This window comes from Sphingomonas sp. NIBR02145 (genome assembly GCF_027359115.1).
Lineage (GTDB): Bacteria > Pseudomonadota > Alphaproteobacteria > Sphingomonadales > Sphingomonadaceae > Sphingomonas > Sphingomonas kyeonggiensis_A.
In genome coordinates this window covers 1,024,361-1,037,864 of record NZ_CP114791.1, presented here as the reverse complement: position 1 = coordinate 1,037,864, position 13,504 = coordinate 1,024,361, and the positions used below count along the sequence as shown (strand labels likewise).

General features: G+C 67.0%; 18 protein-coding genes and 1 pseudogene. 18 read left to right on the top strand and 1 reads right to left on the bottom strand.

What is annotated here, in order from left to right; genetic code table 11:
* Positions 1 to 9 precede the first annotated feature (9 nt).
* The 7 genes from O3305_RS04875 to O3305_RS04845 all read left to right on the top strand — a co-directional run bounded on the left by O3305_RS04875 (position 10) and on the right by O3305_RS04845 (position 5,277).
* A complete protein-coding gene (locus O3305_RS04875; RefSeq protein WP_269575381.1) occupies positions 10 to 387 on the top strand; it encodes an MmcQ/YjbR family DNA-binding protein in 378 nt (125 codons plus the stop codon).
* Between the two features lie 103 nt (positions 388 to 490).
* Positions 491 to 691: a hypothetical protein gene (locus O3305_RS04870; RefSeq protein WP_269575380.1), complete on the top strand. Its 201-nt coding sequence runs from the start codon at positions 491 to 493 to the stop codon at positions 689 to 691.
* A 43-nt stretch (positions 692 to 734) separates the two neighbouring features.
* Positions 735 to 1,430 carry an endonuclease/exonuclease/phosphatase family protein gene (locus O3305_RS04865; RefSeq protein ID WP_269575379.1) on the top strand — a complete coding sequence of 232 codons (696 nt, stop codon included), beginning with the start codon at positions 735 to 737 and terminating at the stop codon, positions 1,428 to 1,430.
* On the top strand, positions 1,430 to 3,724 hold the full coding sequence (locus O3305_RS04860; protein ID WP_269575378.1) for a patatin-like protein: 2,295 nt from the start codon (positions 1,430 to 1,432) through the stop codon (positions 3,722 to 3,724). Before O3305_RS04865 ends, O3305_RS04860 begins: the two co-directional genes overlap by 1 nt.
* Before the next feature lie 62 nt (positions 3,725 to 3,786).
* Entirely contained in the window at positions 3,787 to 4,134 is a 348-nt protein-coding gene (locus O3305_RS04855; protein ID WP_269575377.1) for a lipopolysaccharide assembly protein LapA domain-containing protein, read from the top strand.
* Positions 4,131 to 4,805 (top strand): orotidine-5'-phosphate decarboxylase, encoded by a 675-nt coding sequence (gene pyrF, locus O3305_RS04850; RefSeq protein ID WP_269575376.1) that lies wholly within the window; start codon positions 4,131 to 4,133, stop codon positions 4,803 to 4,805. Before O3305_RS04855 ends, pyrF begins: the two co-directional genes overlap by 4 nt.
* Before the next feature lies 1 nt (position 4,806).
* Complete coding sequence (locus O3305_RS04845) at positions 4,807 to 5,277, top strand: hypothetical protein (protein ID WP_269575375.1); 471 nt, start codon at positions 4,807 to 4,809, stop codon at positions 5,275 to 5,277.
* Positions 5,278 to 5,280: 3 nt separating this feature from the next.
* Here the strand turns inward: O3305_RS04845 and O3305_RS04840 are convergent, their stop codons facing one another.
* A complete protein-coding gene (locus O3305_RS04840; RefSeq protein WP_269575374.1) occupies positions 5,281 to 6,021 on the bottom strand; it encodes an SDR family oxidoreductase in 741 nt (246 codons plus the stop codon).
* 98 nt (positions 6,022 to 6,119) lie between these two features.
* Between O3305_RS04840 and O3305_RS04835 the strand changes: the two genes are divergently transcribed.
* The 11 genes and pseudogenes from O3305_RS04835 (at position 6,120) to O3305_RS04785 (ending at position 13,463) form a co-directional block, all read left to right on the top strand.
* A complete protein-coding gene (locus O3305_RS04835) occupies positions 6,120 to 6,509 on the top strand; it encodes a winged helix-turn-helix transcriptional regulator (protein WP_269575373.1) in 390 nt (129 codons plus the stop codon).
* 156 nt (positions 6,510 to 6,665) lie between these two features.
* Positions 6,666 to 7,175, top strand: a complete 510-nt coding sequence (locus O3305_RS04830) for a GNAT family N-acetyltransferase (protein ID WP_269575372.1) — start codon at positions 6,666 to 6,668, stop codon at positions 7,173 to 7,175.
* A pseudogene (locus O3305_RS04825) lies at positions 7,175 to 7,798 on the top strand (phosphoribosylanthranilate isomerase); the annotation flags it as partial. The gene O3305_RS04830 and the pseudogene O3305_RS04825, both read left to right, overlap by 1 nt.
* 96 nt (positions 7,799 to 7,894) lie before the next feature.
* Positions 7,895 to 9,118, top strand: a complete 1,224-nt coding sequence (gene trpB / locus O3305_RS04820) for a tryptophan synthase subunit beta (protein ID WP_269575370.1) — start codon at positions 7,895 to 7,897, stop codon at positions 9,116 to 9,118.
* Positions 9,115 to 9,306, top strand: a complete 192-nt coding sequence (locus O3305_RS04815; RefSeq protein WP_269575369.1) for a hypothetical protein — start codon at positions 9,115 to 9,117, stop codon at positions 9,304 to 9,306. Before trpB ends, O3305_RS04815 begins: the two co-directional genes overlap by 4 nt.
* Complete coding sequence (locus O3305_RS04810; RefSeq protein ID WP_269575368.1) at positions 9,303 to 9,509, top strand: hypothetical protein; 207 nt, start codon at positions 9,303 to 9,305, stop codon at positions 9,507 to 9,509. The genes O3305_RS04815 and O3305_RS04810 overlap by 4 nt, the downstream gene beginning before the upstream one ends.
* Positions 9,506 to 9,934: a hypothetical protein gene (locus O3305_RS04805; protein WP_269575367.1), complete on the top strand. Its 429-nt coding sequence runs from the start codon at positions 9,506 to 9,508 to the stop codon at positions 9,932 to 9,934. The genes O3305_RS04810 and O3305_RS04805 overlap by 4 nt, the downstream gene beginning before the upstream one ends.
* Complete coding sequence (trpA, locus tag O3305_RS04800) at positions 9,921 to 10,721, top strand: tryptophan synthase subunit alpha (RefSeq protein WP_269575366.1); 801 nt, start codon at positions 9,921 to 9,923, stop codon at positions 10,719 to 10,721. The genes O3305_RS04805 and trpA overlap by 14 nt, the downstream gene beginning before the upstream one ends.
* Positions 10,718 to 11,572: an acetyl-CoA carboxylase, carboxyltransferase subunit beta gene (gene accD / locus O3305_RS04795; protein WP_184166047.1), complete on the top strand. Its 855-nt coding sequence runs from the start codon at positions 10,718 to 10,720 to the stop codon at positions 11,570 to 11,572. Before trpA ends, accD begins: the two co-directional genes overlap by 4 nt.
* A 22-nt stretch (positions 11,573 to 11,594) precedes the next feature.
* Complete coding sequence (locus O3305_RS04790; protein WP_269575365.1) at positions 11,595 to 12,902, top strand: bifunctional folylpolyglutamate synthase/dihydrofolate synthase; 1,308 nt, start codon at positions 11,595 to 11,597, stop codon at positions 12,900 to 12,902.
* Positions 12,903 to 13,031: 129 nt separating this feature from the next.
* Entirely contained in the window at positions 13,032 to 13,463 is a 432-nt protein-coding gene (locus tag O3305_RS04785; protein ID WP_269575364.1) for a DUF6628 family protein, read from the top strand.
* Positions 13,464 to 13,504: the final 41 nt, after the last annotated feature.

Here is a 13,504-nt window from a genome sequence, read left to right as displayed (position 1 = left end):
GGAAAAGCGATGCCGCTGAGCCCCGACCAAGACGCTGTCCTCGTCCAGGTCCGCGCGATCGCGCTGGAGCTTCCCGAGACCGAGGAACGCCCCAGCCATGGCCAGCCGACCTTCTTTGTCGCCGGCAAGCAGTTCGCCCAGTTCCGCCATGATCATCATGGCGATGGCCGCACCATCGTCGCGGTGAAGACCGCCGATGACGAGGAAGGGCCGAACCTGATCGGCATCGCGCCGGAGACCTATTCGAAGGTCGCCTATTTCGGGGTGGGCTGGGTCGGCATTGCGCTCGGCGGGCCCGATGTCGATTGGGACTTTGTCGGCGACCGGATTGCGCGGAGCTGGGAACTGGCCGCTCCACGCCGGTTGCTCGAAGCCGGCGGGCGCTGAAAAAACGGCGCTTTTTCGTCGCTTGCCCCGGATATTTTCCTGTTCACCTTTGTTAGTTCCCCATTCATCCTCCTGTGCCGGGCACGGCGGACAAGGAAGAAGCATGGGACAGAAGATCTCGCCCGCAGAACCGGAAGAAGTGGCCGGCGTGGCCACTGCGGAGCAAGGCGTGGTGTTGCTCGACGGGCCGAATGGCGTTGCCATTTCGATGACGCCCCAGGCTGCCGAGGAGACCGGTCGCCGCCTCGTCGCGGCGGCGCAGGAAGCGGCCAGCCAGGGAAGCGCGCAGGCGCATCCGAGCTGAACCCCTTGCGCTACTTCCCCCGCCCCCGCGATAAGGGGCGCCGATGATCAAGGTCGCCAGCTACAATATGCGCAAGTCGATCGGTACCGACCGCCGTCGACGCCCGGAGCGCACGCTGCAGGTGCTTTGCGAGATCGGCGCCGATATCGTTGCGCTCCAGGAAGCCGATCGCCGTTTCGGCGAGCGTTCGGCTGTGCTCACCCAGCATCTGCTCTCCGAGCATAGCGACTACAAGCCCGTGCCCTTCGGCACCAAGGCGCGATCGATGGGCTGGCATGGCAATGCCCTGCTGGTCCGCAAGGACGCGACGATCCTCGATTGCGAAGCGATCCACCTGCCCGCGCTGGAGCCGCGCGGCGCGGTGATGGCCGATGTGCGGCTCGCCGGCGGAACGGTGGTGCGGGTGGTCGGCATGCATCTGGATCTGTCCGGCCTGTGGCGGCGGCGTCAGGCGCATGCGATCATCACGCACCTCCAGGCGAGCACCCACCAGTATCCGACGATCCTGATGGGCGACCTGAACGAATGGAGCGCCCAGTCCGGCTGCCTTCGCGATTTCTCCAGCCATTACGCATTCGCCAGCACCGGCAAGAGCTTCCATGCCCGCCGCCCGATGGCGCGGCTCGACCGGATCATGGCCAGTCCGGAGTTGACCATAACCGATGCCGGGGTGCACGACAGCCTGCAGGCGCGCACCGCGTCCGACCACCTGCCCATCTGGGCGACTATAAAGGTCTAATGGCCGAAACGCGCGACAAGGAACTGCGGCTCGCACTGGTCTGCTACGGCGGGATCAGCCTGGCCGTGTACATGCACGGCATCACCAAGGAGATCTGGCGCCTCGCCCGGGCGAGTTGCGCCGAGCGCGACGGTGCCAATGGCGGCCCCGATGTCTATCGCGAATTGCTCGAGGAGATCCGCGAGAGCTGCGGGGTGAACCTGCGCGTTTTGGTCGATATCCTGGCCGGCGCCAGCGCAGGTGGGATCAACACGGTGTTCCTGGCTCAGGCGATCGCCACCGGCCAGTCGCTCGATCCGCTGACCGACCTGTGGATGGACAATGCCGATGTCGAGGCGCTGCTCGAGCCGCGCCAGCGCCCGTCGCACCGCTTCGCCAAGCTATGGGCGGTGCCGATCGCCTGGCTGGTCGCCAATCGCTCCAAGACGGTCGACGAGACGGTGGAAGCCGGCGCGCGTGAGGAAGTGCGCACCAAGCTCGAGCATTTCGTCCGCTCGCGCTGGTTCGAGCCGCCCTTTGGCGGCAAGCGGCTGGCCAACACGATCCTCGACGCCTTTGGCGCGATGGCCAAGGGGCCGAAGGAGAAGCGTCTGTTGCCCGAGGGGCAGCCGCTCGACCTGTTCGTCACCGTCACCGATTTCCGCGGCCATCCCGAGGCGCTGCGGCTCAATTCGCCGGCCAGCGTCATGGAGAATGAACACCGGCTGGTCTTCTCGTTCACCGATCGCGGCTATCCGGACGAGAAGTTCGCCGACGCGCCGAGCCTCACCTTCGCGGCGCGCGCCACTTCCAGCTTCCCGGGCGCCTTCCCGCCGATGACCCTGGCCGAGATGGACGACCTGCTCGCCGAGCGGAAACAGGCCTGGCCGCAGCGCAGCGCGTTCCTCGAGCGGGTGCTGCCGCGCCAATGGGCGGAGAACAAGGCCGAGAAGGCGGTGCTGATCGACGGATCGGTGCTCGCCAACGCGCCCTTCCGCCCGGCCATGGAAGCACTGAAGGAACGCCCCGCCCGTCGCCAGGTCGACCGGCGCTTTGTCTTCGTCGATCCCTTCCCCAATTTCCGCTTCGACTTTTACGGCGGCGACGAAGGGACGCCCCCCGGCTTCTTCGCCACGATTATCGGCGCGCTGTCCGAGCTGCCGCGCGAGCAGCCGATCCGCGACAATCTCGACGAGATCGCACGGCGTTCGCACCGGATCGAGCGGATGCTGGGTATCCTCGCCGAGATCCGCGCCGATGTCGAAACCCAGGTCGAGGCGCTGTTCGGCTACACGCTGTGGCTCGACTATCCCAACCCCAAGCGGCTCGCCGCCTGGCGCAAGCGCGCCCAGGTCTCCGCGGCGGCCAAGGCGGGCTATGGGCACACGGCCTACGGCCTGCTCAAGGTCGAGGGCGCGATCGATCGCACCGCGCGGCTGCTCTATACGGTCGGCGAGCAGCATGGTCCTGAGCGGCTGCACGAGATCCGCGAAGCACTGGCCGCCGCGGTCCAGTCGCGCGGGGCGGACCGGTTCGGCGCGATGCATTCCAATGGCGCTTCGCCCGAGACACTGGAGTTCCTGCGCGCGCACGACCTGGGCTTTCGAATCCGTCGGCTGCGCCTGCTCGCCCGGCGCCTGACCGAGATCGACTTGCCGACCAGCCACGGCGAACTCAGGCCGATGCGCGAGGCGATCTATGATTCGCTTGCCAGCTATCTCGAGCTCAAGCGCGCCGACACCTATGCCGATCTGCGCGACGAGATCCGGATGATGACCGACGATGCCGGCCCGATCCTCGATCGGCTGGCGGAGCGGATGCAGCTCAAGAAGCTGGATGGCGAGACCGATGCGCGGCTGGCCGAGGGGCTGAGCACGCTGTCGAAGGAGCTGCGCCGGCCGATGTTGCTCGCGCATCTCGGCTTCCCCTTCTACGACATCGCCACGTTGCCGTTGCTCCAGGGCGAGGGCGTCGACGAGTTCGACCCGATCCGGGTGGACCGCATCGCCCCCGACGACGCCACGGCGATCCGCACCGGCGGCGCCGAGGCGACGCTCAAGGGCATCCAGTTCAACAGCTTCGGTGCCTTTTTCAGCCGGGCATACCGCGAGAACGACTATCTCTGGGGCCGCCTGCACGGCGCGGACCGGCTGATCGACATCGTCCTTTCCACCCTCGACCCCGCGGTGCGGCTGTCGGAGGAGCGGACGGCGGCGATCAAGCGGCGGATGTTCCATGCGATCCTCGACGAGGAGGAGCCGCGGTTGACCAGGATCCCCGGGCTGTTCGCGGAGCTGCGGGCGGAGATCGGCTGAGGCTGGCCAAATCGTGCTTCCCGGCATAGAACCGCCTCGACCTAACGCGGGAAGGGAGACGGATGCGGTTTCTGAAGGTGCTGTTCTGGCTGTTGCTGGGCGGCCTTGTCGCGGGCTTCGTGATCTATAATGGCGACGAGCGCGTGAACGTGCACCTGTGGAGCGGGTTGATCGCCGATTTCAGCCTGCCGCTGCTCCTGATCCTCGTCTTTCTCGCCGGGCTGCTGCCCGTGCTGCTCGCCTATCATGCGCTGCGCTGGCGGATGCGGCAGCGGATCACCGGACTGGAGCGCGCGCTGAACGATGTGCGCGCAATCAATGCGATGCCAGAGCCCGCGCCGGTCACGCCCGAGCCCGTAGCTGCCCTCCCCGCTTCGCCCCAGGGCGGCCTGCCGCTGGGAGACGCATGATGAGCCCCATCTACGTCGCGATCGACACGCCCGACTTGGAGCGCGCCAAGAGCATCGCCCAACGCGTGAAGGCGCATGTCGGGGGCATCAAGCTCGGCCTCGAATTCTTCATGGCGAACGGTCGCGCCGGCGTGCACGAGATGCATGACATCGGCCTGCCGATCTTCCTCGACCTGAAGTTCCATGACATCCCCAACACCGTCGCCAAGGCGATCCAGGCGCTGCGCCCGCTCGAGCCGGCGATCCTGACCGTGCACGCAGCCGGCGGCCGCGCGATGCTGGAAGACGCCAAGGCCGCGGCACCGACCGGGACCAAGGTGGTGGCGGTGACGATGCTCACCAGCCTCGACGACAGCGACCTCACTTCGATCGGCCTCAAGCCCGACCCGCATGAACAGGTGATGCGGCTGACCGAACTGGCCAAGTCCTCGGGAGTCGACGGCATCGTCTGCTCGGGCAACGAAGTCGCGGCGGCCAAGAAGATCTGGCACGATGGCTTCTTCGTCATCCCCGGCGTGCGCCCGGCGAACGGCGTGATCGGCGACCAGAAGCGCGTGGTCACCCCCCGCGCCGCGCTCGATGCCGGTGCCTCGATCCTGGTGGTCGGTCGCCCGATCACCCAGGCCGCCGACCCGGATCTCGCCGCGCGCGAGATCGAGGCGACGCTCTAGCATGATCGGTGGCGCGGCTCTGTTGCTCGCGCTGCTGTTTCCGCAGACCGCGCCACCATCGGGCGGCATCGTGATCTTCGAGCCGGATCGGGCGAGAGAGCTGCTTAGCCAATGCTCGCGCTCGGTGCCGAAGCCCGGCGAAGGCGGTTGGACACCGACTGTGGCGGACATTGCCAGGCTTGAAGCGAAGCTTCCCGGCGCATTCCAGGTCGCGGCACTGAGTCCCTATGCCTATAAGGAGCTCGTACTCCAGAGCGCGCCCAAGGGCTGGATCCGGCAATATGTGGGCATCGTCCGCGGCGGAAAGCGCTTCATTTACGGCAATTTCGCACCGGCTTCGGTCGAGCAGTACGAGCCGGGCCGGGGTCGCCATCCAATCATGGTCTGCGATGGCGGCCCCGGCTTCTTCGGCGCCGAATATGATGTCGAGATGGATGCGATCAGCCATCTCGCCTTCAACGGCATGGCCTGACGCTTACCCGTTGAGCGCGGCGAACACCTGCGCATAGTCCCCTCGCGCTTCGGCGAAGCGCAGGAACTTGACCCGTTCGGTCAGGTTCTCGGCCGCGCCCGCCTCTAACTGCGCCATCGTCTCGGCGATATAGTCGGCGAGCGGCATCGAGCGCGGGTCCTCGGCATGGCCCGGCATCAGGTCAGTGGCCACCGCCGGCGGCGCGATCTCGATCACTTCGACGCTGGTGCCCTTGAGCTGGTGGCGCAGCGACTGGCTCCAGCTGTGGATCGCCGCCTTGGTCGCCGAATAGGTCGGCGTGGCAGTGAGCGGGACAAAGGCCAGGCCCGAGCTCACCGTGGCGACCGTCGCCCTGGGCTGGGCCAGCAGGTGCGGCAGCAGCGCGGCGTTGAGGCGGATCGGCCCGAGCAGGTTGGTGGCGATCGTCGCTTCGGCGATGGCCAGGTCCGATCCCGGTGCGACCAGCTTCTCGGCCTGCATGATCCCGGCATTATGGATCACGACGTTGAGCGCCGGATGCGCCGCGACGATCTCGCGGGCGAAGCGGGCAATGTCCTCGGCATCGGCGACGTCGAGCGTCGCGGTGGCGATGCCCGGATTGGCGGCGGCGACTTCCTCCAGCGCGCTGGCGCGGCGTCCCGAGACGATCACTTTGTTGCCCCGCGCATGCAGCGCCTCGGCAAGCGCGCGGCCGATGCCGGTGCCGCCGCCGGTGATCAGGATGGTGTTGCCGGTGATGTCCATGGTGGAGCTCCTTTCGAATGTCTGGACGCCGGATATCGTATCGTGGTACCTAATGGGGAGTAGGCACTCAAAATATTCATACATACCTTTTGGAAACTATGGCGACCAATCCCCATCACGACTATCCCGATCTCGATCCGCGGGTGGAGGCGCTCGTCACCGAGATCATCGGCCGCGTCGCCGACAAATGGACGATGATCGTGCTCGAGGCGCTGACCGAGCATGGCGAGCTGCGCTTCTCGAAGCTGCGTGCGGAATGCGGCGGGATCAGTCAGAAGATGCTCACCCAGACGGTGCGACAGATGGAGCGCGACGGGCTGCTGATCCGTACCGTCCACCCGGTGATCCCGCCGCGCGTCGAATATCGCCTCACCGAACTGGGCGGCAGCCTGGCCGAGGCGTTCTGCGGGGTTTGGGTATGGGCGGCGCGCAACCTGGAGCGGATCGAGGCGTCGCGGTCGGCTTTCGATGCGCGGGCCATCGACTAGCAATCCATCCGTTCCCCGGCGAAGGCCGGGTCTAGTTGCCACGTCGTTCGAGAGTCTTACGCGCCATCGATGTGCGCCGAGACTGGCCCCCGGTCTTCGCCGGTGAACAGATTAGGTGTACTTGCCAAACGCGGCCTACCATCCGACAGCAGCCCCATGCCTGACCCCATCATCCGTCCCGCCACGCGCGATGACTTGCCCGCGATCCACCCGATCATCGAGCGCGCTTATCGCGGCGAGACCGCGCGCGCCGGATGGACGCATGAGGCGGACCTGATCATCGACAGCCCGCGGACCGACATCGCGACGCTGATTGCCATCGTCGACGATCCTGGCCAGCGCCTGCTGGTCGCCGACACCGGCAATGGCCTGCTCGGCTGCGTGCAGGTGACCAGCAAGGGCGATGGCCTCGCCTATCTCGGATTGCTCTGCGTCGACCCGGGGCTGCAGTCGGGCGGACTCGGCAAGCAGCTGGTCACCGCCGCCGAGGATTGCGCGCGCGAGACTTTCGGCGCCAGCGTGATGGAGATGACGGTGATCGACAAGCGCGCCGAGCTGATCGCCTTCTACGAGCGCCGCGGCTATCGCAATTCGGGCGAGAAGCGCGATTTCCCGGTGCCGCTCGACCCACCCCTGTTCATGGTCGTGCTGGTCAAGGGCCTCTGATGCCGGTCACTGCCAAGATCTGCGGCCTGTCCACGCCCGAGACGCTCGATGCCGCGGTGCAGGGTGGCGCGAGCCATGTCGGCTTCGTCTTCTTCCCGCCTTCCCCGCGCAACCTCTCGTTCGAACAGGCCCGCGCGCTGATCGCGCGGGTGCCGGCACATGTCGGCACCGTCGGCGTGTTCGTCGATCCGGACGAGGCGCTGCTCAGCGCCGCGCTCGCCACCGGTATCCAGGCGGTACAGCTCCACAAGACCGCGCCCGACCGTGCCGCCGCGATCCGGATGCGCGTGCCCGTCTGGGCGGCGATTGCGGTGAAGACCCGCGCCGATCTCGGCCAGGCCGCTGCGTATCGCGGCGCAGCCGATCGCATCCTCTACGACGCGAAAACCCCGGAGGGCGCCGCCCTGCCCGGCGGCATGGGCCTGCGTTTCGATTGGAAGCTGCTCGAGAACCTCCCCCAGCCCTTGCCCTGGGCGCTTTCAGGCGGGCTCGATGCCGGCAACGTCCGCGAGGCGGTGGGCGTCACGGGCGCCAGGCTGGTCGATGTCTCCTCGGGCGTAGAGAGCGCGCCGGGCGTCAAGGATGTTGCCAAGATCGCTGCATTCCTTAAAGCGGTCGGGCAATGTTGAGGCCGTTCGCCCCTGTCCGCATCGAGTTTCGATGGCGTTGATCGCTCGCTCCCACGCCAGCGCCCGCCATCCGAAATCATGAGAGACGCAATGACCGACCCTGCAACCCTGCCCAATTCCCTGCGCAACCTGCCTGACGAGCATGGCCATTTCGGCCAGTTCGGTGGCCGCTTCGTCGCCGAGACGCTGATGCCGCTGATCCTCGACCTGGAGCGCGAATATCGCGCGGCCAAGGCGGATCCCGCGTTCAAGGCCGAGTTCGACGACCTGCTCGAGCATTATGTCGGCCGCCCGAGCCCGCTCTATTTCGCCGAGCGGCTGACCGAGCATTACGGCGGCGCGAAGATCTACTTCAAGCGCGAGGAGCTGAACCACACCGGCGCGCACAAGATCAACAACTGCATCGGTCAGATCCTGCTCGCGATGCGGATGGGCAAGACCCGGATCATCGCCGAGACCGGTGCGGGGCAGCACGGCGTCGCCACCGCGACGGTTGCAGCGCGCTTCGGCCTGCCCTGCGTGATCTTCATGGGCGCCAAGGATGTCGAGCGGCAGAAGCCGAACGTATTCCGGATGAAGCTGCTCGGGGCCGAAGTGCATCCGGTGACCAGCGGCGCGGAGACGCTCAAGGACGCGATGAACGAAGCCCTTCGAGATTGGGTCGCGAACGTCCACGACACGTTCTACATCATCGGCACTGCGGCGGGCCCGCACCCCTATCCCGAGCTGGTTCGCGACTTCCAGAGCGTGATCGGTATCGAGGCGCGCGAGCAGATCCAGAAGGCGGAGGGCCGCCTGCCCGACCTGCTGATCGCTGCGGTGGGCGGCGGATCTAACGCGATCGGGCTGTTCCATCCCTTCCTAGACGATGCGGACGTCGCGATGATCGGCGTGGAAGCGGCAGGTCACGGCATCGAGACCGGCCAGCATGCCGCCTCGCTCAAGGGCGGCAGCCCGGGCATCCTCCACGGCAACCGCACCTATCTGCTCCAGGACGAAGACGGCCAGATCACCGAGGCGCACTCGATCTCGGCGGGCCTCGACTATCCGGGCATCGGCCCCGAGCATAGCTGGCTGCACGAGAGCGGCCGGGTGGAATATCTCCCGATCACCGACCAGCAGGCACTCGACGCCTTCCAGCTCTGCTGCAAGCTGGAGGGGATCATCCCCGCGCTCGAAAGTTCGCACGCACTCGCAGCCTTGGAGACCAAGGCACGGGAAATGGGGCCGGACAAGATCATCGTGGTCAACGTCTCGGGCCGTGGCGACAAGGACATCTTCACGGTGGCGGACGCGCTAGGAGTGGAGCTGTGAGCCGTAGGTTCGCTCGGGCAGCCTTCATTATCGCGCTCGTTATCGTGGCGATGGCCGTGGGTATTGGCATCGGCCAGTCTTTCTTCGGATGGGGCGGCGGTCTCGGTGCCGTACTTGGCGTGGCTGCGTTGCTCACGGGAGGAACGGTGTTCGACCGGTTCTTCGCTCCAACCGGAGCCATCAAATGAGCCGACTTCCGATCCTGATCGCCGCGCTGGTGCTGGCGCTGCTGTTCGACGTCGCGTTGATGCGCGAGATCGCCGAGGCCTGGCAGATTCCCGCCGATGTCTACCGCCTGCTGACCATGACTGCGGGCGTGCTGATCAGCGTGTACGGCATGCGCGCCTTCACGCGTGCCGGAGCCAAGCCGCAGCGCAAGGTGCGGTCGTGACGCCCCTCGGCTACGTGGCGAACCTTGCCCCTTTCCTGCTGGTCGCAACTGTGGTGCTGGTCGCGCTCTTCGGTCTTGCGCTGTTCATTCGCGCCCGCGTCGCCCAACGGCACTTCAATGCTGCAATTCTGCCGATCGCCGCAGTGAGCCATTTCCTGCTCAGCCTTGGGACTATGGCCGCACTGATGGTTTACCGCCGGCATCTCGCCGGGCTGGACCAGACTGCATGCCTGGACCATGCGCGGCAGCAGATCCAAGCTGGCGCAGTCGCCGTTCTCGCGTGCGACCCGATGGTTTTCGAACTCTGGCGGAAGCAGGCTGGCAGCGACCTGACTGCCTATATCGTGATGAGCGGGATCCTCTTCGGCGGCCTCTTCATCTTCTATCGTTCGCGCTTTGAAAGGACGTCGCATGTCCAGGCTTGAGACGGCCTTTGCCGGTACGGAGGCCCGAGGCCATGCCGCGCTGGTCACTTTCATCACCGCGGGTGACGGCGATACTGCCGCCAATCTCGACGCGCTCGTTGCTGGCGGGGCGGACGTGATCGAGCTGGGCATGCCCTTCACCGATCCGATGGCCGACGGCCCGGCGATCCAGGCGGCAAACCTGCGCGCGCTCGGTGCCGGCACGCGCACCGCCGATGTGCTCGCCATCGCCAGCGGGTTCCGCGCACGTCACCCGAACGTGCCGCTGGTGCTGATGGGCTATGCCAACACGATGACCCGGCCCACGCCCGAAGCCTTTGCCGCAAAGGCGGCCGAGGCTGGTGCGGACGGCGTCATCATCGTCGATATCCCGCCCGAAGAGGCCGCCGAAGTCGCGCCGTTTACCGCGAACGGCATCGACGTGATCCGCCTCGCCACCCCCACCACCGATGCCGCGCGGCTGCCGGCGGTACTCAAGGGCGCGTCGGGCTTCCTCTACTACGTCTCGGTCGCCGGGATCACCGGGCTGCAACAGGCTGCCCAGGGATCGATCGAGGACGCCGTGACACGGCTCAAGGCCGCCACCGACATCCCCGTCGCAGTCGGCTTCGGCGTCCGTACGCCGGAACAGGCCGAGGCGATCGCGCGGGTGGCCGATGGCGTCGTCGTCGGCTCCGCAATCGTTGAACTTGTCGGAAAACACGGGAAGGATGCGCCGGAACCCATCCGCGCCTATATCCACTCCCTCAAGACGGCCGTGGAGGCCGCAAGGAAAGAAGTCGCATGAGCTGGATCGATCGCGTCCGCAACGTCCTGGCCTTCACGCCCAAGAAGGACACCCCCGACAACCTCTGGCACAAGTGCAAGGGTTGCGGGCAGATGACCTTCATGAAGGAGCTGGAGGCGAACCAGCATGTCTGCCCGCATTGCGATCATCATGACCGCATCGGCCCGGCCGAGCGCTTCGCCTATCTGTTCGACGAGGGTAGCTACACCGTGCTCGCCACGCCGAAGGTGGCCGAGGACCCGCTCAAGTTCCGTGACCAGAAGCCCTACCCTGCGCGCCTCAAGGCCGCGCGGACCAGCACTGGCGAGCAGGACGCATTCATCAACGCCTCGGGCAAGATCCTTGGCCGCAAGGCGGTGATCGGCGTGCAGGACTTCGCCTTCATGGGCGGCTCGATGGGCCAGGCCGTGGGCGAGGCTTTCATCCAAGGCGTCGAGGCGGCGATCGCCGCGCGGGCGCCGTTCATCGCCTTCACCGCCTCGGGCGGCGCGCGCATGCAGGAGGGCATCCTCTCCCTGATGCAGATGCCGCGCACCACCGTGGCGATCGAGATGCTCCACGATGCCGGCCTGCCCTATATCGTCGTGTTGACCGACCCGACCTCGGGCGGCGTGATGGCGGCCTATGCGATGCTGGGCGACGTCCAGATCGCCGAGCCGCGCGCCACCCTGGCCTTCACCGGCCGCCGCGTGATCGAGAACACGATCCGCGAGAAGCTGCCCGACGATTTCCAGACCTCGGAATATTATCGCGAGCACGGCCTGATCGATATGGTCACCCACCGCAAGGACCTGCGCGAGACGCTCGGCCAGCTGATCGGGCTGCTCTGCGAGGGCAAGAAGGCAGCGTAAGGCCCGGGCTGGAAGCAGAGCCATGGCCGACCACGCCGTCTCCTCCGATCCGCATGTCCAGCGCCAGCTCGACCGGCTGACCGCGCTCTCGCCGGGTGCCGACATCCTCGGGCTCGACCGGATCACTCGGCTGCTCGAGCGGGTCGGCAGCCCGCAGCTTGCATTGCCGCCGGTGCTCCATGTCGCCGGCACCAACGGCAAGGGCTCGACCTGTGCCTTCCTGCGCGGCGCGATCGAGGCGGCGGGCATGCGTGCGCATGTCTATTCGAGCCCGCATCTCGTCCGCTTCAACGAGCGTATCCGCCTGTCGGGTGAGCTGATCGCAGATGCGATCCTGGCGCCCTTGCTCGAGGAAGTGCTCGACGCGGGCGGCGATATCGGCGCGAGCTTCTTCGAGGTTACCACCGCCGCCGCCTTCCTTGCCTTTGCCCGGGTACCGGCGGATGCGCTGATCCTCGAGGTAGGCCTTGGCGGGCGGCTCGATGCGACCAATGTGGTCGATCGGCCGGCGGTGACCGGCATTGCCCAGCTCGGCATCGACCACCAGAGCTTCCTCGGCGATACGCTGGAGAAGATCGCGGCCGAGAAGGCGGGCATTGCCAAGCCCGGGGTGCCGCTGGTGACGATGCACTATGCCCCGCACATCGCCGAGATCATCGCCGCCGCCGGCGCGCCGGTCTTCGCGCAGGGCAGCGCCTGGGATTTCGAGACGCGTGGCGATCGGCTCGTGTACCGCGATGCCCGCGGCGAGGTGGAGACGCCCCTCCCCGCCATGGCCGGGCCGCACCAGCCGGCCAATCTCTCGCTCGCCATCGCGATGCTGCGCCACCAGCAGGCGCTCACGGTGCCCGACACCGCCTTCGCCGCCACGGCGACCGGCACGCGCTGGCCCGCGCGCATGCAGAAGCTCGGCGACGGCCCCCTCCTCCACCTCCTGCCCCCGGGCAGCGAGCTGTGGCTCGACGGCGGGCATAACGAAGCCGCCGCCGCCGCAGTAAGTGCCACGCTCGCCCAGGTCGCGCAGGGCCGCCCGGTGCAACTCGTGCTCGGCATGCTCGCCAACAAGGATGCGCAGGGCCTGCTCGCGCCCTTCGCGAAGCTCGCGGCCGGCCTGCACGCGGTACCGGTGCCCGGCCATGAGCACCACGTCCCCGCCAGGCTTGCCGAAGTCGCGCAGACGCTCGGCATCCCCCACGCCTCGGTCGCGCCCGACGTGCCTCGCGCGCTCACCGCGATCGCCCGCGAGGGTGGTGCGCCGCTCGTGCTGGTGCTCGGCTCGCTCTACCTCGCCGGCACCGTGCTTGCAGCTAACGAGGAATTGCCCACCTGATCCTGCTCCCGGTTTTCTCCGGGGAACGGTTCAGCAAACACGACCAGTTGCATCCCGCATTCTTTGCTAATGCGATTGACTATCAATAGCGGATGCGCAAGATTTCCGGTCATAGTGATCGGAGTCCCCATGACCGTCAGCGCAACCCTCACCGCCCTGCCCGAACTCCAGCCCGAGGATCCCGGCGCGCGGCTGCTGTTGTTCGGCGTCCGCCAGATGGGCGCGCACGGCATCCACGACGCCTGTACCGCCCACGCCTTCGTCACCGCTTTCGGCAAGAGCTTCCAGCGCCCGCTGGTGCTGCTGCGCGCGCTGATGCAGGAGATGTCGGCGCTCTCCGCCGGGCCGATCCAGATCGCGCCCTGGTGCTGCGCCCGGATGACCGGCGCGGAAGCCGCGCTGCTCCAGGTGCTCGGCCGCGTCCGCACCCACCCCCAGCTCTCCGCGGTGCTGCTCGCCGACATGCTCGGCGTACGCGACGCCACCGGCGTGCTGATCACTGCCCATGCACTCGCCAACAGCTTCGCCGACATGGGGCTGGCGTTCGACGCCGAGGACTAGCTTGTATCGATTCCAAAAGGCAGTGCTGGCCTGGCTGTTCG